The organism is Stenotrophomonas sp. YJH_SMC_123 (assembly GCF_059368215.1).
Window position 1 is genome coordinate 189,897 of sequence record NZ_JCAFRM010000004.1, and the last position, 19,026, is coordinate 208,922.

The 19,026-nt window shown below is 66.8% G+C and carries 13 protein-coding genes; 9 read left to right on the forward strand and 4 right to left on the reverse strand.

What is annotated here, in order from left to right; genetic code table 11:
* Positions 1-167: 167 nt before the first annotated feature.
* A complete protein-coding gene (locus AC5P5W_RS11480) occupies positions 168-2,807 on the forward strand; it encodes a TonB-dependent receptor domain-containing protein (protein ID WP_197575087.1) in 2,640 nt (879 codons plus the stop codon).
* A gap of 74 nt (positions 2,808-2,881) precedes the next feature.
* Positions 2,882-5,476: a M14 family zinc carboxypeptidase gene (locus tag AC5P5W_RS11485; protein WP_197575089.1), complete on the forward strand. Its 2,595-nt coding sequence runs from the start codon at positions 2,882-2,884 to the stop codon at positions 5,474-5,476.
* Between the two features lie 556 nt (positions 5,477-6,032).
* Here AC5P5W_RS11485 and AC5P5W_RS11490 read toward each other — a convergent pair.
* Positions 6,033-7,448, reverse strand: a complete 1,416-nt coding sequence (locus tag AC5P5W_RS11490; RefSeq protein ID WP_046428694.1) for a DEAD/DEAH box helicase — start codon at positions 7,446-7,448, stop codon at positions 6,033-6,035.
* 974 nt (positions 7,449-8,422) lie between these two features.
* Here AC5P5W_RS11490 and AC5P5W_RS11495 point away from each other — a divergent pair.
* Positions 8,423-9,412, forward strand: coding sequence for a fumarylacetoacetate hydrolase family protein (locus AC5P5W_RS11495; protein WP_049442134.1), 990 nt, complete (start codon positions 8,423-8,425; stop codon positions 9,410-9,412).
* Between the two features lie 14 nt (positions 9,413-9,426).
* On the forward strand, positions 9,427-10,095 hold the full coding sequence (gene maiA, locus AC5P5W_RS11500) for a maleylacetoacetate isomerase (protein WP_197574377.1): 669 nt from the start codon (positions 9,427-9,429) through the stop codon (positions 10,093-10,095).
* 44 nt (positions 10,096-10,139) lie between these two features.
* On the opposite strand, the gene AC5P5W_RS11505 is transcribed toward maiA, so the two are convergent.
* The 3 genes from AC5P5W_RS11505 to AC5P5W_RS11515 all read right to left on the reverse strand — a co-directional run bounded on the left by AC5P5W_RS11505 (position 10,140) and on the right by AC5P5W_RS11515 (position 14,123).
* Positions 10,140-11,600, reverse strand: a complete 1,461-nt coding sequence (locus AC5P5W_RS11505) for a UdgX family uracil-DNA binding protein (protein WP_169412141.1) — start codon at positions 11,598-11,600, stop codon at positions 10,140-10,142.
* On the reverse strand, positions 11,581-12,864 hold the full coding sequence (locus tag AC5P5W_RS11510) for a putative DNA modification/repair radical SAM protein (RefSeq protein ID WP_197574378.1): 1,284 nt from the start codon (positions 12,862-12,864) through the stop codon (positions 11,581-11,583). Before AC5P5W_RS11510 ends, AC5P5W_RS11505 begins: the two co-directional genes overlap by 20 nt.
* 131 nt (positions 12,865-12,995) lie before the next feature.
* Positions 12,996-14,123, reverse strand: a complete 1,128-nt coding sequence (locus AC5P5W_RS11515; RefSeq protein WP_014645840.1) for a PilT/PilU family type 4a pilus ATPase — start codon at positions 14,121-14,123, stop codon at positions 12,996-12,998.
* Between the two features lie 121 nt (positions 14,124-14,244).
* Here AC5P5W_RS11515 and AC5P5W_RS11520 point away from each other — a divergent pair, with 121 nt between their 5' ends.
* From AC5P5W_RS11520 to AC5P5W_RS11540, 5 genes are all read left to right on the forward strand, one after another.
* Positions 14,245-14,610 (forward strand): DUF4398 domain-containing protein, encoded by a 366-nt coding sequence (locus tag AC5P5W_RS11520; RefSeq protein WP_005415160.1) that lies wholly within the window; start codon positions 14,245-14,247, stop codon positions 14,608-14,610.
* The gene (locus AC5P5W_RS11525; protein WP_080281838.1) at positions 14,607-15,491 is read left to right on the forward strand and encodes an OmpA family protein; all 885 of its coding nucleotides are present in this window, start codon (positions 14,607-14,609) and stop codon (positions 15,489-15,491) included. Before AC5P5W_RS11520 ends, AC5P5W_RS11525 begins: the two co-directional genes overlap by 4 nt.
* Positions 15,492-15,815: 324 nt before the next feature.
* Entirely contained in the window at positions 15,816-16,052 is a 237-nt protein-coding gene (locus AC5P5W_RS11530) for an HP1242/YdcH family protein (protein WP_005407964.1), read from the forward strand.
* Positions 16,053-16,353: 301 nt separating this feature from the next.
* Positions 16,354-17,724, forward strand: coding sequence for a pyridoxal-phosphate dependent enzyme (locus tag AC5P5W_RS11535; protein WP_014645842.1), 1,371 nt, complete (start codon positions 16,354-16,356; stop codon positions 17,722-17,724).
* A 123-nt stretch (positions 17,725-17,847) separates the two neighbouring features.
* On the forward strand, positions 17,848-19,020 hold the full coding sequence (locus AC5P5W_RS11540) for a cystathionine gamma-synthase (protein ID WP_053494788.1): 1,173 nt from the start codon (positions 17,848-17,850) through the stop codon (positions 19,018-19,020).
* The last annotated feature ends 6 nt before the right edge of the window (positions 19,021-19,026 follow it).

The window sequence follows — 19,026 nt, forward strand, 5'->3', positions numbered from 1 at the left end:
CGGCCATCCTGAGCGGATGCCGGGCTCTCGTGAAGTAACTCTTTCCATCCGGATGAAGAGATGATAGTTTCTCTTATATCCGTATGAAGAGATGTTATTGGCCGGACCCGGGCCAGGCATGGACTACTGCGGAACTTCATCGCCCTTACCACCTCCCCCACATCGTCATGCCCAAGCACACCCTGCTCGTGGCGGCCCTGGCCGTCGCTCTGGCCGCGCCTTTGTCCGCCGCCGCCGAAACCTCCGCCGACGCCAGTGGCGAAGCCAGCACCCTGGCCGCCGTGCGTGTCACCGGTTCCAACATCAAGCGCACCGATACCGAGGCCTCCAACCCGGTGCAGGTGATCGGCCGCCAGCAGCTGGAACAGACCGGCAAGGCCACCGTGGCCGATGTGCTGCGTTCGATCTCGGCCAACACCGGCAACGCCAGCAACGAAACCACCAACAACGGCTGGGCCTCCGGCTCGGCCGGCATCGGCCTGCGCGGCCTGTCGCAGAAGAACACGCTGGTGCTGCTCAACGGCCGCCGCCTGGCCAACTACGGCTTCCCGGCCGGTGGCCTGTCCGATACGTTCGTTGATCTCAACGCGCTGCCGCTGGTCGCGGTCGAGCGCATCGAAGTGCTCAAGGACGGCGCCTCGGCGGTGTACGGTTCCGACGCCGTGGCCGGCGTGGTCAACATCATCACCCGGCAGAACTTCGAAGGCGCCGAGATCGGCGGCAGCTTCGGCGGTGCCGACCAGGGCGGCCTGCACGAGCAGAACATGAAGTTCGTCGGCGGCCTTGGTGATCTCGACACCGATGGCTACAACATCCTCTTCAGCCTGCAGGGTTACAACCGCGAACGTCTGGACCAGGACGAACGCAACCTGACCAGGAGCGGCATCTACACCGACAAGCCCGGCGGCCGCTGGAACGGCTGGTCGGCCAAGGGCGCGCGCTACCTGGTCAACGGCGTGTCGGTGCCGATGCTCGACGCCAACGGCAACTGCCCGGTCGGTACCACCCGCGTCGCCAGCGCGCCGATCGACGGCCTGGCCGGCGACACCTGCGGCTTCAACCAGGCCCCGTTCACCACGCTGATCCCCTCGACCAAGCGCTACCAGGCCTATGCCAACGGTACCTTCCGCCTGAACGACAACGTCGAAGCCTTCGGCGAAGTGCTGTACAGCCAGATCAAGAGTGCCGCGTGGTTCGGCAGCAGCCCGTTCTTCACCCTGGAGAGCGGCCGCTTCGCATTGAACGCCAACAGTGGCCTGGCCGAACCGGTGTCGTCGCTGCTGCCGGCCAACAATCCGTACAACCCGTACGGCCGTGCGATCCCGATCGAATACACCTTCTTCGACCTCGGCGGCACGATCAAGACCAACCGTTCCACCGCCTATCGCGGCGTGTTCGGCCTGCGTGGCACCACTGCGAACTGGGACTGGGAAGTGGCTGCATTCGGCGCACGCAGCAGCGAGCGTGAGAGCGTGTCCGGCGGCTTCGCCAATCGCTGGGCGCTGGCCGATGCGCTGGCCACCGGCAGCTACAACCTGCTGAATCCGGCGGCCACGCCGCAGTCGGTACGTGATTCGATCAACATCGCCACGCTGCGCCCGGCCGAGTCCAAGCTGCAGGGCGTCGACGCGAAGATTTCCGGCAGCCTGGGCCACACCTGGGCCGGCGAGATCGGCTTCGCCGCCGGTGCCGAGTGGCGCCGCGAGAAGCTCGATTCCAACAACCCGTGGCAGATCGATGCCGGCCTGCAGGTGCGCCCGGCCATCGCCGAAGTACATGGCCAGCGCCAGGTCAGTGCCGCCTACGCCGAAGTGAACGTGCCGCTGGCCTCGACCCTGGAACTGTCCGCCGCCGCGCGTGCCGATCACTACGATGATTTCGGCGATGCGTTCTCGCCGAAGATCGGCCTGCGCTGGCAGCCGCTCGATTTCCTGCTGGTGCGTGCATCGGCGTCGAAGGGCTTCCGTGCACCGTCGCTGTCGGAGAACTCCAACAGCACCAGCATCGCCTACGGCAGCGTGGCCGACCCGCGTGATCCGGACGTGCCGGGCTCGCGCCAGAATCCGACCTTCTTCACCGTTGGCAACAACGCACTGAAGCCCGAGCGCACCAAGAGCGTGAACTTCGGCGTGGTGCTGTCGCCATGGGCCAACACCAACCTGAGCGTGGACTACTACCGCATCCAGCTGGACAACCTGGTCGGCACCAACAACACCCAGACCCTGGTCAACGACAACGTGGCCGGCGCCGTGCAGCGCGACGAGCGCGGCAAGCTGCAGGCCGTCTACAACCGCTACCAGAACCTGAGCGAGCTGAAGACATCAGGCATCGACGTCGAGCTGCGCCAGCGCATCCCGACCGCTGCGCTCGGCGACTTCACCGTGTCCTCCGCCTACACCCACGTGCGCGACTACCGTCGCCCGACCGTAGTCGGCGGCCCGCTGGTCGACTACGCCGGCAGCAACCTCGGCGCGACCCTGCCCAAGGACAAGGCCACCACCACCCTGGACTGGAAATACGGCGACTTCAACGCCGCGGTGACCTGGTACTACACCAGCAGCTACCGCCAGGAGGCCAGCACCGCCGCCAAGGCCGTGCAGCAGCGCGTCGGCAGCTACAGCCAGTACGACCTGTACCTGGCCTACACCGGCATCGACAAGCTGACGGTGTACGCCAAGGTGCAGAACCTGGCCGACAAGACGCCGCCGTACGATGCCTCGTTCCCGGGCATCCGCGCGCCGTACGACTTCAGCCAGTACGACCTGCGCGGCCGCTACTTCACGCTGGGCTTCGACTACCGCTTCTGATCCACCCGCTGCGACCGGTCTCCCCAGGGGACCGGTCGCGCGACCGCCTGCCGTTGTGTTCCAGGGGAGTCACTGTGTCCTTGCATCGTCGTGCCGTTCTTCCGTTGCTGCTTGCCGCCGCCACCGCACTGTTCCAGCCGCAGCCGGTACAGGCACAGAGCACCTACTTCTTTCCGCAGGCTGCCGATGCAGCGGCGTTCGATACCGCCGTGCCCACGCCGGAGCAGTTCCTCGGCTATCCGATCGGCAGCCGTTACACCCGGCACGACCAGCTGGTGGCGTACTTCCAGGAACTGGCCCGGCGCTCGGACAGGATCAGCGTGCGCGAGATCGGCCGCAGCTATGAGGGCCGCCCGCTGTTGATCGCCACTGTCACTGCCGCAGGCAACCACGCGCGGTTGGAACAGATCCGCCAGCAGCACGCGACCCTGGCCGATCCGGCGCAGCCGCGCAGTGCGGCGGGCGACAGCCCGGTGGTGGTGTGGCTGGGATACAGCGTGCATGGCAACGAGACCTCCAGTGCCGAGGCGGCGATGCTGACGGCTTACTACCTGGTGGCCAACCGCAGCGCCGAAACCCAGCAGTGGCTGCAGCAGGCGGTGGTGCTGTTCGACCCGGCGCAGAATCCGGACGGTCGCGATCGTGCCGCCAACTGGCACAACGCGTGGGCCTCCGATCCGGCCTCGGCCGACCCGGCCGACAAGGAGCACGTCGAACCGTTCCCGCAAGGGCGCACCAACCACTACTTCACCGATCTCAACCGCGACTGGCTGGCCCTGACCCAGCAGGACTCGCGGCCGAAGGTGGAGGTGTTCCACCAGTGGTACCCGAACGTGCAGATCGACTTCCACGAAATGGGCAAGGACAGCACCTACTACTTCGAGCCCTCGCCGAAGAGCATGCACAGTCCGCTGATTCCCGCGGCGTCGTACGAATTCAACAAGACCCTGGCCAGGTACCACGCGCAGGCGCTGGATGCGCTGCGCTCGCTGTACTACACCGGCGAGAACTTCGACAACTTCTCGCCGGTATACGGCTCGACCTACCCGGACTTCCATGGTGCCGTCGGCGTGACCGTCGAACAGGCCAGCTCACGCGGCCGCGTGCAGGAATCGGTGAATGGCCTGCTGACGTTCCCGTTCACCATCCGCAACCAGGTCGCCACCGGGCTGGGCACCGTGCGCGGCGCAGTGACCGAGCGCAGCGGCCTGTTCGACCTGCAGAAGCAGTTCTTCCAGAGCGCGCTGAAGCAGGCCGCACAGCAGCCGGTGAAGAGCTTCGTGTTCGGTGATGCGCATGATCCGGCGCTGACCCACCGCCTGCTGGAACTGTTGCTGCTGCATCGCATCGACGTGCGCGCGCTGGATCGTGCCGTCACTGTCGATGGGCAGCGTTTCGATGCCGGCAGCGCCTACGTTGTGCCGGTCCAACAGGCGCAGTTCCGCCTGGTGCATTCGATCTTTGCCGAGACGCCGCCGATCAAGGGTGATGTGTTCTACGGCAGCACCAGCTACGCAATCGCACCGGCCTACGGCGTGGCCTTCGCCGGTAGCCGCAGCCGTATCGAAGGCGGTGCACGCGTGACCGCGCTGCCGGCGGCGCAGGGCGCGGTGCTGGGCGGCCAGGCCGGATTCGCCTACGCGATCGACTGGCGCGACTACAACGCCGGGCGCGCGCTGGCTGCACTGCAGGGCAAGGGCGTGAGCGCACGTGCGGCGTTCCAGCCGTTCACCACCGCGACCGCGCAGGGCGAGGTCAGCTTCGCCGCCGGCAGCCTGGTGATTCCGGTGGCCGGGCAATCGCTGCAGGGCGCAGCGCTGCTTGAGGCAGTGACGTCGGCCGCGCGCGAGGCGGGTGTGCAGGTGCACGCATTGCCCAGCGGCCGCAGCCGCGAAGGCATCGACCTCGGCAGTGACGGCGTCAAGGCGCTGCGCAAGCCCACGGTCGCGCTGGTGATGGGCGAGGGCGTGGCCGCCACCGAGATCGGTTCGGCGTGGTTCCTGCTCGACCAGCAGCTGCACCTGCCTGCCAGCAAGCTGGACCCGCAGCAGCTGGGCAAGGTGCCGCTGGACCGCTACACCACGATCGTGCTGTCCGGCGGCACCTACACCGGCATCGATGCCACGGCGGTGGCCGCACTGAAGCGCTGGGTGCAGGCCGGAGGTTCACTGGTGACCTACGGCAGCGCCTCGAAGTGGGCGATCGAACAGAAGCTGGCCGACGGCGAGAAGCTCGGCAAGGAAGAAGAGACTGCCGACGAGAGCCGCCGTGCGTTCGGCGACCAGCGCGACATCGCTGCGATCGAGCGGGTCAGCGGCAACATCCTCAGTGCCGACGTGGATACCAGCCATCCGTTGGCGTTCGGCGTGCCGCGCCGGCAACTGGCGATCAACAAGGAAAACACGGTGACGCTGCAGCCGAGTGCGAACCCGTTCTCGACGGTGGTACGCATCGACGCGCCGCCGCGGGTGAACGGTTACTTGTCCGAGCGCAACCGCACGCGGGTGGCGGGCAGCGCGTGGCTGCTGGTGTCGGCGCAGGGGCAGGGTAACGTGGTGCTGTTCGCCGATGATCCGGCGCATCGCAAGTACTGGCATGGCACGGACCGGCTGCTGATCAACGCGATCTTCTTCGGGAATCTGGTAAATCCGGCGAAAGCGCGGGGTTGAGGGTTTGCGCGCCTTGATTGATGCGTGTGGGGGAGGCCGGGCGGGCTGCGCAGGACACGCCGTAAACCCGTCCTTGGGGGCTCGATGGCGCCATCCTTGGCGCCAACGGTCCTGCGCAGCCCGCCCGGCCTCCCCAAGACAGTTTCCAGCGGGCGCGGACGCGTCAGACCCCAAGGCGGGAGCAAGGGCAAATACAAAAGCAAAAGCAAAAGCAAAGCCAGGAATTGCGACTTCGGCTTTTGCCTTTGAATTTGAATTTGAACTTGAATTTGATCTTTCTTCTCCCGGCTACCCGGCGGGAGAAGAAGGCGCAGGCAATGCTTGAAGCGGATGGGCATGGGGGCAGCGCAGAACCGTTGGCGCCATGGATGGCGCCATCGAGCTTACATGGACGTATTTACAGCGTGTTCTGCGCTGCCCCCATGTCCATCCGCCCTCGGTACTGCCACCGCGTGCTTTATCACCCGGTAGCCAGCAACAAAAAAAGGACGGCGCGTCAGCGCCGTCCCTCGATAGCCCCCCGCGCAGCGGGAAGCGCCATCCATGTCAGCTGGGATCAGCCGGCGCGACCGCCGCCGTTGCCACCCTGGCCGCGACCACGGCCGCCACCATTGCCGCCACCGCCACGGCGCTGGCCCTGACCCGCGCCCGCACGCTGCTGGCCGTTGCCGCCGCCCTCGCGACGGCCACCACCGGCCTTCTTCGGGCCGGCATGCGCATGGCGCGGCGCATCGCCGTGCGGACGGCGTGCGTGGCTCTTGCGCGGCGCGCGCTCACCGGTATCGTGCTCGGCCTTGCCCGGCGCACTGTTGCCCCAGCGGATCGGCGTCTGCAGCTCGAAGCCCGGCACATCGCGGATGTCCATGTCGCGGCCCAGCAGGCGCACGATCGCGCGCAGCAGCTTCACTTCATCCTGCGCCACCAGCGAAATCGCCTGGCCGGTCGCGCCGTTGCGGCCGGTGCGGCCGATGCGGTGCACGTAGTCCTCGGCCACCATCGGCAGGTCGAAGTTGATCACCTTCGGCAGCTCGTTGATGTCGATGCCGCGCGCGGCGATGTCGGTGGCCACCAGCACGGTCACGCGGCCGGCCTTGAAGTCACCCAGCGCACGCAGGCGCTGGCCCTGGCTCTTGTTGCCGTGGATCGCCGCGGTCTTGATGCCCGACTTTTCCAGGAAGGTGGCCAGCTTGTCGCTGCCATGCTTGGTGCGGGCGAACACCAGGGTCTGCTCGCGGCTGTCCTGCGCCAGCAGGTGCAGCAGCAGGTCGCGCTTGCGGCCGGCGTCGACCGGATGCACGCGGTGGGTGATGGTTTCGGCCACGGTGTTCTTCGGCGTCACCTGGATCTGTTCCGGGTTGCGCATGAACTCCAGCGCCAACTGGCGGATGTTGTCCTCGAAGGTGGCCGAGAACAGCAGGGTCTGGCGGTTCTGCTTCGGCAGCTTGGCCAGGATGCGCTTGATCGACGGCAGGAAGCCCATGTCGAGCATGCGGTCGGCTTCGTCCAGGATCAGCACTTCAATGCCGGACAGGTCGACGCTGCGACGCTCAAGGTGGTCGATCAGGCGGCCCGGGCAGGCCACCAGCAGGTCCACGCCACGGCGCAGGATGTCCAGCTGGTTGCCCATGCCGACGCCGCCGTAGATGCAGGCGCTGGGGATGCGCAGGTACTTGCTGTAGCCACGCAGGCTGTCATGCACCTGGGTGGCCAGCTCGCGGGTCGGGGCCAGGATCAGCGCGCGCGGCTTGCGCGGGCCGGCACGTACCTCCTGCGAGGCGGTGCCCAGGTGCTGCAGCAGCGGCAGGCCGAACGCGGCGGTCTTGCCGGTGCCGGTCTGTGCGCCGGCCAGCAGGTCGCGACCGGCCAGCGCCAGCGGGATCGCCTGCTGCTGGATCGGGGTCGGGTTTTCGTAGCCCTGCTCGGCGAGCGCGCGCAGCAGGAAGGGCGCCAGGCCCAGCGATTCAAAAGACATTGAGTTTGCTCCAAGTACAAGAAACGCCTGTCCGAGCGGACAGACGGGGGCAGATCAAACTGATCGGCTGACTCGGAGCGTTCCCGTGAACCGCGCTGCGAGAATTGGGTGCAGCCGGCACGAAGCGCAGGCTGGAATGCGTGACGAACGGCGTCGGAGTGGGGGCGGGCGAAGAGGGCGGACCCTGGTCGCCGGCGATCCCGGAGGGAAACGGACGGCCGCTGCAGACCCTGCAAGTCTAAACGATGTTCGAGACTTCGCGCAAAAAGGCCTGTTCAGGTAGGGGCGTGTCTGCAGGGCTGCGCCCTGCACCCGCAGAGGCTGAAGCAACGTCAAAGGCCGGTTCCTGTGGGTAGGCGGGGTGGGTCCGGTGGCAGGGGGCGCTGCAAGTACCCCTCCGGGGCCCGGCCCAGCCGCTGGCGGTTGGGCGTTCGGGCGCTTGCGAAGCGGTGCTTCGCAAGCAAAGCGCCCTCACCCATGTAAGCTCGGTCGCCGCATCCATGCGGCTCACGCCCCTGTCACCGGACCCACCCCGCCTTCGACAGTTTCCTGCGATCTGTCGGAATGGCATGGGGTCAGATCCGTTTTCCGCAGGAAAACGGATCTGACCCCGGAATTTCATTCGATATCTGACAGATTTCATCCACGCATGGCGTGGATCTACTGGCCACCGGCCTACTGTCGAAGGCGGGGTACTGTGGGTTTGCGGGGTGTGAGCGGCATGGATGCCGCGACCAAGCCCCCATGGATGGGTTTACGGCGTCCCCGCAAACCCACAGTGCCTCGCCATCCCACGGAATGTCCGCTGTTGCTGTTGCGTCGGCTGTTGCCTTGGCTTGAAGCAGGTGCAGGGCTGCAAGCCCTGCCGAACCCCCCACTACGGTAGGGTGGGCCGATGCCGCGCTGCAGCTTGGCGTCGCCGCAGATTTGATTACACTTGAAACTTGTTTGCCCACGACTCCGGACACCCACCCATGAAGCTTGGTTCTTTGAAGGAAGGCGGCCGCGACGGCACCCTGATCGTCGTCTCGCGTGACCTGCGCCACGGCGTGCGCGCCACCGGCATTGCCGCCACCCTGCAGCAGGCCCTGGAGGACTGGAGCCACATCGCACCGCGCCTGAACGCCCTGTACGAATCGCTCAATGCCGGCGATGCCGATGGCGTGTTCGACCTCGACCCGCAGGCACTGGCCGCACCGATGCCGCGCGCCTATGAGTTCGTCGATGGCAGCGCCTACCTGCCGCACGTCGAGCGCGTGCGCCGTGCCCGTGGCGCCGAGGTGCCGGACAGCTTCTACACCGACCCGCTGATGTACCAGGCCACCAGCGCAGGCTTCTACGGCCCGCGCGATGCGGTCAAGGTGGTCAGCGAGGACTACGGCATCGACCTGGAAGCGGAGATCGTGGTGATCACCGACGACGTGCCGATGGCGGCGACCCCGGAACAGGCAGCCGGTCATATCCAGTTGGTCGGCCTGGTCAACGATGTCTCGCTGCGCAACCTGATCCCGGGCGAGCTGGCCAAGGGTTTCGGCTTCCTGCAGTCCAAGCCGCGCTCGGCGCTGTCGCCGGTGTTCGTCACCCCTGACGAGCTGGGTGCCGCGTGGCAGGACAGCAAGGTGCACCTGCCGCTGCTGACCCACATCAACGGCCAGTGGTTCGGTGCGCCGGAAGCGGGCGTGGACATGCAGTTCAATTTCGCCCAGCTGGTTTCGCATGCGGCCAAGACCCGTCCGCTGGTCGCCGGCACCATCGTCGGCTCGGGCACCATCGCCAATGAAGACACCAGCAAGGGTGCGTCGTGCTTCGCCGAGCAGCGCGTGGTCGAAACCCTGCGCGATGGCAAGCCGAGCACGCCGTTCATGTCCTTCGGCGACGTGGTGCGCATCGAGATGCTCGATGCCGCGGGCAACAGCATCTTCGGTGCGATCGAGCAGCGCATCGAACAGGCGGCCAGGCCCTGAGCATGGAGGCGGCCATGGAGATCCCGGTCGACGACGGCATCGTGCTGTACACCTACTGGCGATCCAGCGCCGCCTACCGCGTGCGCATCGGTCTGGAGCTGAAGGGCCTGGCCTGGGAGGCCCGGCCGGTGCATCTGGTGCGCGACGGTGGCGAGCAGCACCGGGATGCCTATCGGGCGCTCAACCCGCAGCAGCAGGTGCCGACCCTGCTGCATGAGGGGCATGTGCTGACCCAGTCGCTGGCGATCCTCGAATACCTGGACGAGCGCTTTCCGCAGGTACCGCTGCTGCCGGCCGACGCCGCCGGCCGCGCGCGGGTGCGGGCGCTGGCCCAGCTGGTGGCCTGCGACATCCACCCGATCAACAACCTGCGGGTGATGCAGTACCTGGAGCGCGATCTGCAGGTGCCGGCCGATGCGCGCACGCAGTGGACCCTGCAATGGATCGCCGAGGGCTTCGCGGCGATGGAAGCCCTGCTGGTCAACAGTCGTGACACCGGCGCCTTCTGCCACGGTGACCGTCCCGGCCTGGCCGATATCTGCCTGCTGCCGCAGCTGTACAACGCCCACCGCTTCGGCCTGGACCTGGCACCGTACCCGACCCTGCGCCGCATCGAAGCGGCCTGCCAGGCAGTGGATGCCTTCGACCGCGCACGCCCGGAAAACCAGCCCGACGCCGCCTGAAAAAAAGGGGACGGAGGGGATTAAGTCGCATATGCACTTACGACTTAATCCCCTCCGTCCCCTTTCTGCCGCAAACGGGCCAGGTCATCGCGGAACACCCGGTAGGCTTCCTCGCGGCGCGCATCGTCGGCCTGCCGCAACACCCATGCCGGGTGCACCGTGGCGTAGCCGCGCGTGCCGTCCTCGAGGGTGTGCCAGCGTCCGCGGTCGCGTGCGAGGTCGAAACCACGACCGAATACCGAGGCTGCGGCTGTCGCGCCGAGGCATACGATCACCTGGGGCCGCACGCGTGCGATCTCACCCATCAGCCAGGGGCGGCAGGCCTGGATGTGGCGGCTTTCCGGCCGCTTGTGCAGCCGCACCTTGCCGCGCCGCTCATGGTGGAAGTGCTTCACCGCGTTGGTGAGGTACAGCTGGGCGCGATCGATTCCCAGTTCCGCCAGTGCGCGGTCCAGCACCTGGCCGGCAGGTCCTGCGAACGGCTGCCCGCGCAGATCCTCGGTATCACCGGGCTGCTCGCCGATCACCATCACCCGCGCATCGGCAGGCCCCTGCCCGAACACGGTCTGCGTGGCCTGCTCCCATAGCGGGCACTGGCGGCAGGCACTGGCCTGTCCGCGCAGATTGTCCAGGCTGCTGGCATCGGCTGCCGGCGCCGCAGCGTTCGCACGCGGGGGAATCCTGCGTTGCGGTGCCTGTGCCGGCCGGTCATGCATTTCCTGCACGCGGTCGGCCGCGTCGCGCACCAGGCGTGGCAGCAACTGTGCTTCAGGCAGGTGGCGCCAGTACTTGGCCGGCATCTCCTGCATCATCATCCGTGTGTTGAGTCGCGCCGGATTGAAGATGCTGGCGTAGTAGGTCTGCCACAGCGACTCCCGTGCATCCTCGGCCGGGGCATCTTCGCGCCGTGCACCGGGGCCGAAGGCAAGCGCCTGCCCATCCCAGGCGACGCTGCGCGAAGGGGTCAGGATCGCCCAGCGCATGCCGGTGAAGCGGCGCGCGAAGAACGGCGCGACCCGGTCGACGATGTGGTGTTGCGGCTCGAACCAGGCGATGAACGCATCGGGCTGGCCAGGTACCTCGCGGAAGCGCACGAATGCCTTCATCTTGTGCGTGTCACGGCGGACGGCCTGGGCGAGGGCTGTCGCGCGCAGGACATCGGCGTCGGCGGGGTTGCCCAGCACTGATCGCTCGCCATGGGCGATGCGCCACAGCAGGCGATACAGCACGGCCAGGCGCTGGGGATCGCGATGGCACAGGCAGGTGGCCGCCAGCTCCAGGAAGTCACGTGGAACGTTGGGTGCACCGGCATCGGCAAGCATCGGGGCCTGCTGCACGGCCGGCGCATCCAGCAGCGACGTGTCACTCCCTTCCAGCCAGTCCAGCTGCGGCGGGGCAACGCCGCGCAGCAACGCTTCGCGCGCAGCATCGCGCCAGGCCTGCAGCGACCACGGCGGATCCACCCGCAGCGACCAACGCTGCGCGTCAGGACGCAGACGGGGCATCGAAAAGCGAACCCTGGCGCGGCGGCGGGGCCAGCTGCGCGCGCAGCGCCGCCGGATCATCCAGTGCTTTGCGCGGGTGATGGTCGGCCAGCAGCACGAACGGCAGCAGCTTGCTCATCGGTGCCTTCAGGCGCGCGATGTCGGCCACGCGCAGCCGCCCGTGGCGGCGTGCCATCAGCACGCGCTTGACGTTGCGCACGCCAAGGCCGGGCACGCGCAGCAGCATTTCCTTCGGTGCCCGGTTCAGATCGACCGGAAAGCGCTCGGGATGGCGGATCGCCCAGGCCATCTTGGGGTCGATATCCAGGTCGAGCATGCCGTCCTGGGTGGTGTCGGTAATCTCCTCCACACCGTAACCGTAGAAGCGCAGCAGCCAGTCTGCCTGGTAAAGGCGATGTTCGCGCTGCAGCGGTGGCGGCTGCAGTGGCAGCTGCCGGCTGGCGTCCGGAATCGGGCTGAACGCGGAGTAGTAGACCCGGCGCATGCGGTAGTTGCCGTACAGGCTGTCGGCGCTGGCCAGGATCTGCTGGTCGTTTGCCCCGTCCGCGCCGACGATCATCTGGGTGCTCTGCCCGGCCGGTGCGAAACGGGGAGGGCGCGGGCGAACACTGCGACTGGCCGTCGGCGCCACCGCTGCAGGGGCCTTGCGAGCTTCCTTGGCTTCCTCGATGCGCCAGCGCAGTTCGCCCATCGCGCCACGGATCGAATGCACCGTCTTCTCCGGCGCCAAGGCGCTCAGGCCGGCTTCAGTGGGCAGTTCCACGTTGATGGACAGGCGGTCGGCATAGCACCCGGCGCTGGCCAGCAGTTCCGGCGAGGCCTCGGGAATGGTCTTGAGATGGATGTAGCCGGCGTAGCGGTGTTCTTCGCGCAGCTGCCGGGCCACTTCCACCATCTGTTCCATGGTGTAGTCCGCATTGCGGATGATGCCGCTGGACAGGAACAGGCCCTCGATGTAGTTGCGCTTGTAGAAGTCCAGGGTGAGCGTGACCACCTCGTCCACGCTGAAACGCGCGCGTGCCACGTTGCTGGAGACCCGGTTCACGCAATAGGCGCAGTCGTAAATGCAGAAGTTGGTCAGCAGGATCTTCAGCAACGAAACGCAGCGGCCATCGGGCGTGTAGCTGTGGCAGATGCCCATGCCCTCGGTGCTGCCGATACCGCCACTGGCGCGCGAATCGCGCTTGCCCGAGCCGCTGGAGGCGCAGGAGGCATCGTATTTGGCGGCGTCGGCCAGAATGGCCAGCTTGCGGATGGTTTCCATTGAGGAAACCTACGGATGAGGGGTCTCATTGGATGAGACCGCCCATGAACGCTTCAGAAAAAAGGGGACGGAGGGGATTAAGTCGCAAATGCACAAACGACTTAATCCCCTCCGTCCCCTTTTTCGTGGGGTCAGAAGCCGTGGGTGATGCTGGGTGCGCCGGCCGAGAAATCGGCGTACGGGTCGTGCTCACCGCTGCTGCCTTCGGACAAACGGAACTTCAGGGCCAGGCCATCGCGCGAGTCGGCCGCGCGCAGCGCTTCCTCCTGCTCGATGATGCCCGCCTTGGCCAGCCGGAACAGGCACTGGTCGAAGCTCTCCATGCCTTCTTCCAGCGAGCCTTCCATCGCCGCCTTGATCTCGTGCACCTGGCCGCGACGCAACAGGTCGCGGATCATCGGCGTATTGATCAGCACCTCGGTGGCCGGCAGGCGACGGCCCTCCTTGTTCTTCACCAGGCGCTGGCTGATCACCGCACGCAGGTTCAGCGCCAGGTTCATCAGCACGTTCTTGTGCGCGCTTTCCGGGAAGAAGTTGAGGATGCGCTCGATGGTCTGGTCGGCGTTGTTGGAGTGCAGGGTGGCCAGGCACAGGTGCCCGGTCTCGGCGAAGGCGATCGCCGCCTCCATCGTTTCCGCATCCAGGATTTCGCCGATCAGGATCACGTCCGGCGCTTCACGCATCGCGTTCTTCAGCGCGTTGTGGAAGGCGTGGGTGTCCAGGCCGACCTCGCGCTGGTTGACGATCGACATCTTGTGCTTGTGCAGGTACTCGATCGGATCCTCGATGGTGAGGATGTGACCGGTGGTGGTGCTGTTGCGGTGGTCGATCATCGACGCCAGCGAGGTGGACTTGCCGGAACCGGTGGACCCCACCACCAGCACCAGCCCGCGCGGGGTCATGATGACGTCCTTCAGCACCTGCGGCAGGTTCAGCTCCTCGATGCTCGGGATGCGGCTGCGGATGGCGCGGATGACCATGCCGACCTCGCCCCGCTGCTTGAACACGTTGACGCGGAAGCGCCCGGCATCGGGCAGGGCGATGGCCATGTTGAGCTCCAGCTCGCGCTCGAACTGCGGCACCTGGCCTTCGTCCATCAGCGAGTAGGCGATTTTCTTGACCATGCCCGGCGGCAGGCCGGTGTTGCCCAGCGGATAGAGCTTCCCCTCGATCTTGATGTAGACCGGTGCCCCGGTGGTCAGAAACATGTCCGAAGCGTTCTTTTCGGTCATCAGCTTCAGGAAGTAGCCGATATCCATTGCGAATTTTCCCCAACGAAACGGCCGACGCCCGTTGCCAGCACGGTGTCGGCTTGACGACAATGGCCGTGAACCGACAACCGGTACGGCCTCCCCAATGAAACGACTTAGCTTCGCACGAATGCGCCATGGCCTGTATGTGATGGCGTTTGCATTCGCACTGTCTGCCCCCGCCTGGGCGCAGGACGCCGCCCTGGAACTGGCGCAGGCCCGGCAGGCGGTCGACAAGGCCACCCAGGCCGACGCCGACCAGTACGCCCCGGACCTGATCGGTCTGGCCCGGCAGGGGCTGGAGCAGGCCCAGCGCGCCGCCGGCGACCGCCGCGAACGGAAGAACGCCCCGGCGATGGCCCTGCGCGCCGCCGCCGATGCCGACCTGGCACGCGTCCGCAGCGAGGAAGCCACCGTCACCGCGCAGCTGCAGCTGCGCCGCAACGAGGTCAACCAGCTGCAACGCCAGCTGTCGACCGGGGAGGACCGCCGGTGAAGCCGATGACCGCCGCAACCCTGGCCGCGCTGCTGGCGCTGCCGACCCTGGCCGTGGCCGCCGACAACCCGATGGTGGCGCAGCTGAGCCAGCGCCTGATGGCCATCCAGGCCAACCCGGATACCGCTGAGCTGGGCGCCTTCGAGCGCATGCAGGCCCAGCAGGCCATCGCGACCCTGGACAAGGCCAAGCGCCGTGACCAGGAGCTGGCCACCTACCTGGCCGAGCGCCGGGTGGAGATTGCCGAGACGGCCGTGCGCACCGCGATGGCCGCGCGCGAGGTCGACCGCCTGGAGCGCACCCGCAGCGACCTGCTGATCGAGGCCAGCCGCCGCGACGCTGCCCGCGCCCGTCAGGAAGCCGAGCAGCTGCGCATGCAGGCGCAGATGCAGGCCGAGGAGGCCGAACGCCTGCGCCAGGCCGCCGAGGCCGAAACCCTGGCCCGCCAGGACGCCGAAAACGCCCTGACCAGCGTGGCCGGCAAGCAGCAGCAGCGGCTCAGCGCTGCCCAGCAGAACGCCGCCAAGCTGGCCCGTGAGGAGGCCGAGCTGGTCTCCGGGCAGAAACTGCCGGGTTCGAAGTTCGATGGGCGAGGCGAAGTCTTCACCTTCAATGGCGACGCGTTCGCTGCAGGTGCCTCCAGCCTGTCCGGTGGGGCCCGCAACCAGGCCAAGGCGCTGGCCGAGTACCTGAACATCGGCAAGAAGGGCCGCCTGCGCATCGAGGCCTACGACAATGCCAACGGCGTGGGTCAGAAGCGGGCCGAAGCGCTGCGCGACGCCCTGGTCGCGGCTGGTGTCGCCAGCAACCGGATCCAGGTCAGCGGCAAGAAGGCAGCCTCCACCCGGGCCCGTTCGGCCGAGGTCATCATCGCCCCGTAATGCATTGATATTGTTTGTTTTTCGTTGCAATGAGCATTCAGCCTGAACCCCGCCCCGGCGGGGTTCGGTCTTTTTGACGCAGGGGTCTTGTACCCCGCCCTGAGCAGGCGTAGGGTCAATCGTCCGGGACGCAATGCCGCGGACCGGACGATGGGAGGGCCGGGCCGATGCAAGCAGGGCGCGAACCGCAGCAGATCGACGTGCGCAGGCCAGTGCCGCAGGTCGTTGCAGGCGTCCAGGTGGCCATCGGCCGGCGCTCCTCCATGAACAACGCCCCGTGCCTTGTGGCCGGGGCGTTCGTGTATCTGTCGAAGGAGGTCCATCATGTTTGAAGATCAGCCCCAGAGCGAGATCGACGCCCGTCGCGCGCGTGATCCGGAGTTCAGGGCACTCCATGACCAGCACCGCAAGTTGAACAAGAAGTGCATGGACGCGGAGTTGGGTGTACTCCCGATCGATGATGTCACCCTGGGTCGCATGAAGCGTGAGAAGCTGCTGGCCAAGCAACGCCTTCTGCGAATGTACGAAACACCTCTCCCAACGACGTCCCCCACGCTTTGACGCACCCCGTCGCGCCCGGAACGGCGTGACCCGGCCATCGATGGCCCCGCCGGGCGACCCCGCCCCGGCATCGCGGCACCGCCGATGAGGCGGCCGCGCCAAGGCACCACAGGCGGTGGTGCCTTGGCCAGCAGGCACAACTCACCGATGCGGGCGGTACCGGTCTCCTCGTCGATCCGGGGCCGCCCGCATCCCTTTACGGGGCAGGCGGGCGGCATGCCTGCACCGACCTGACATTCAGCGCCATCCGTCGGATAATCATCGGTCCGGCCCTGCGTGGCGCGAATCGAAAGTCCTCCGAATGCCCATCCATTCTTCCGTCCTCGAACTCATCGGCCAGACCCCGATCGTCAAGGCCCAGCGCCTGGACACCGGCGTCTGCGAGCTCTACCTGAAGCTGGAGAGCGCCAACCCGGGCGGATCGATCAAGGATCGCATCGGCCTGTCGATGATCGAGGCGGCGGAGCAGCGGGGTGACCTGAAGCCGGGCGCGACCCTGGTTGAAGGTACCGCCGGCAACACCGGCCTGGGCCTGGCGCTGGTGGCACAGCAGAAGGGCTACAAGCTGATCCTCGTCGTTCCCGACAAGATGAGCCGCGAGAAAATCTTCAACCTGAAGGCGATGGGCGCTGAAGTGCGCCTGACCCGTTCAGACGTCGCCAAGGGCCATCCCGAGTACTACCAGGACCTGGCCAAGACCATCGCCGAGCAGACCCCGGGCGCCTACTTCATCAACCAGTTCGGCAACCCGGACAACCCGGCCGCGCATGAGTTCGGCACCGGCCCGGAAATCCTCGAGCAGATGGGCGGTGACCTCGACGCCATCGTGTTCGGCTGCGGCAGCTCCGGCACCATGACCGGCCTGTCGCGCGCGTTCGCCAAGCTGTCGCCGAAGACCGAGCTGGTGCTGGCCGATCCGGTCGGCTCGATCCTGGCCGAATACATCAACGACGGCGTGCTCAACGACAAGTCGGGCAGCTGGCTGGTGGAAGGCATCGGCGAGGACTTCCTGCCCTCGATCTCCGACTTCAGCCGCGTCAAGAAGGCTTATGCGATCAGCGATGCCGAGAGCTTCCACACCGCGCGCGAGCTGCTGGGCAAGGAAGGCATCCTGGGCGGTTCGTCCACCGGCACCCTGCTGGCGGCGGCGCTGAAGTACTGCAAGGAGCAGACCACGCCGAAGAGGGTGCTGGTGCTGGTCTGCGATACCGGCAACAAGTACCTGTCGAAGATGTACAACGACTACTGGATGCTGGACAACGGCTTCCTGCAGCGCCCGCAGCACGGCGACCTGCGCGACCTGATCCTGCGCCCGTACGGCCAGCGCGACACCGTGGTGATCGGCCCGAACGACCTGCTGACCACCGCCTACCAGCGCATGAAGCTGTACGACGTCTCGCAGCTGCCGGTGATGGACGGCGAGAAGCTGGTCGGCATCGTCGACGAAAGCGACGTGCTGCTGCATGTCTATGGCGACGAGGCGCGCTTCCGCGACACCGTGGCCACCGCGATGGTCAGCAAGCTGGACCGGCTGGACGTGAAGTCGCCGATCGAGGCCCTGCTGCCCGTGTTCGACCGCGGCCAGGTGGCGATCGTGATGGACGGCGACGCCTTCCTCGGCCTGATCACCCGCATCGACCTGCTGAATTATCTGCGTCGGCGCGTTCAGTAAGGCGTTTATCGCCGCAGATCGCTGCTGAATCCCGGTTTATCCGCGTCAAAGCTCGTTAAGGCCGCGCTGATAGACTCCCGCTCCTTCGACGGCGCCGGTCATCGGCGCCAATCAGGAAACGACATGTCCAACGCTTCTTCCCCGGACCGCGCGCTGGCCCTGGCCACGCTGGCCATCCACGGCGGTCAGTCGCCCGACCCCAGCACCGGCGCGGTGATGCCGCCAATCTACGCCACTTCGACCTATGCCCAGTCCAGCCCGGGCGAGCATCAGGGCTTCGAGTACTCGCGTACCCACAACCCGACCCGCTTCGCCTATGAGCGCTGCGTGGCCTCGCTGGAAGGCGGTACCCGCGGCTTTGCCTTCGCTTCGGGCATGGCGGCCAGCTCGACCGTGATCGAGCTGCTCGACGCTGGCAGCCACGTGGTGGCGATGGACGACATCTACGGCGGCAGCTTCCGCCTGTTCGAGCGCGTGCGTCGCCGCACCGCCGGGCTGGACTTCAGCTTCGTCGACCTCACCGATCTGGCGGCATTCGAAGCCTCCATCACGTCGAAGACGAAGATGGTCTGGATCGAGACCCCGACCAACCCGATGCTGAAGATCGTCGACATCGCCGCGGTCGCCGCCATCGCCAAGCGCCATGGCCTGATCGTAGTGGTCGACAACACCTTCGCCTCGCCGATGCTGCAGCGTCCGCTGGAACTGGGTGCGGACCTGGTCCTGCATTCGGCCACCAAGTATCTCAATGGCCACTCGGACATGGTCGGTGGCATGGTCGTGGTCGGCGACAACGCCGAACTGGCCGAGCAGATGGCCTTCCTGCAGAACTCGGTGGGGGGCGTGCAGGGCCCCTTCGACAGCTTCCTGGCCCTGCGCGGCCTGAAGACCCTGCCGCTGCGTATGAAGGCACACTGCGCCAACGCGCTGGCGCTGGCCCAATGGCTGGAAAAGCACCCGGCGGTGGAGAAGGTGATCTACCCGGGCCTGGCCTCGCACCCGCAGCACGAACTGGCCGGCAAGCAGATGGCCGGCTACGGCGGCATCGTCTCGATCGTGCTCAAGGGCGGGTTCGAGGCGGCCAAGCGCTTCTGCGAGAAGACCGAACTGTTCACCCTGGCCGAGTCGCTGGGCGGTGTTGAAAGCCTGGTCAACCATCCGGCGGTGATGACCCATGCCTCGATTCCGGTCGCGCGCCGCGAACAGCTGGGCATCAGCGATGCGCTGGTGCGGCTGAGCGTGGGCGTGGAGGAGCTGGGGGATCTGCAGGTGGATCTGGAGAGGGCACTTCAGTGACCGTCG

Bases quoted from the DNA above. Each gene is read 5' to 3' on its own strand.
- AC5P5W_RS11480 (WP_197575087.1), top strand. From the start codon at position 168: ATGCCCAAGCACACCCTGCTCGTGGCGGCCCTGGCCGTCGCTCTGGCC.
- maiA (WP_197574377.1), top strand. From the start codon at position 9,427: ATGGAGATCCCGGTCGACGACGGCATCGTGCTGTACACCTACTGGCGA.
- AC5P5W_RS11535 (WP_014645842.1), top strand. From the start codon at position 16,354: ATGCCCATCCATTCTTCCGTCCTCGAACTCATCGGCCAGACCCCGATC.
- AC5P5W_RS11530 (WP_005407964.1), top strand. From the start codon at position 15,816: ATGTTTGAAGATCAGCCCCAGAGCGAGATCGACGCCCGTCGCGCGCGT.
- AC5P5W_RS11540 (WP_053494788.1), top strand. From the start codon at position 17,848: ATGTCCAACGCTTCTTCCCCGGACCGCGCGCTGGCCCTGGCCACGCTG.
- AC5P5W_RS11490 (WP_046428694.1), bottom strand. From the start codon at position 7,448: ATGTCTTTTGAATCGCTGGGCCTGGCGCCCTTCCTGCTGCGCGCGCTC.
- AC5P5W_RS11495 (WP_049442134.1), top strand. From the start codon at position 8,423: ATGAAGCTTGGTTCTTTGAAGGAAGGCGGCCGCGACGGCACCCTGATC.
- AC5P5W_RS11515 (WP_014645840.1), bottom strand. From the start codon at position 14,123: ATGGATATCGGCTACTTCCTGAAGCTGATGACCGAAAAGAACGCTTCG.
- AC5P5W_RS11505 (WP_169412141.1), bottom strand. From the start codon at position 11,600: ATGCCCCGTCTGCGTCCTGACGCGCAGCGTTGGTCGCTGCGGGTGGAT.
- AC5P5W_RS11520 (WP_005415160.1), top strand. From the start codon at position 14,245: ATGCGCCATGGCCTGTATGTGATGGCGTTTGCATTCGCACTGTCTGCC.
- AC5P5W_RS11510 (WP_197574378.1), bottom strand. From the start codon at position 12,864: ATGGAAACCATCCGCAAGCTGGCCATTCTGGCCGACGCCGCCAAATAC.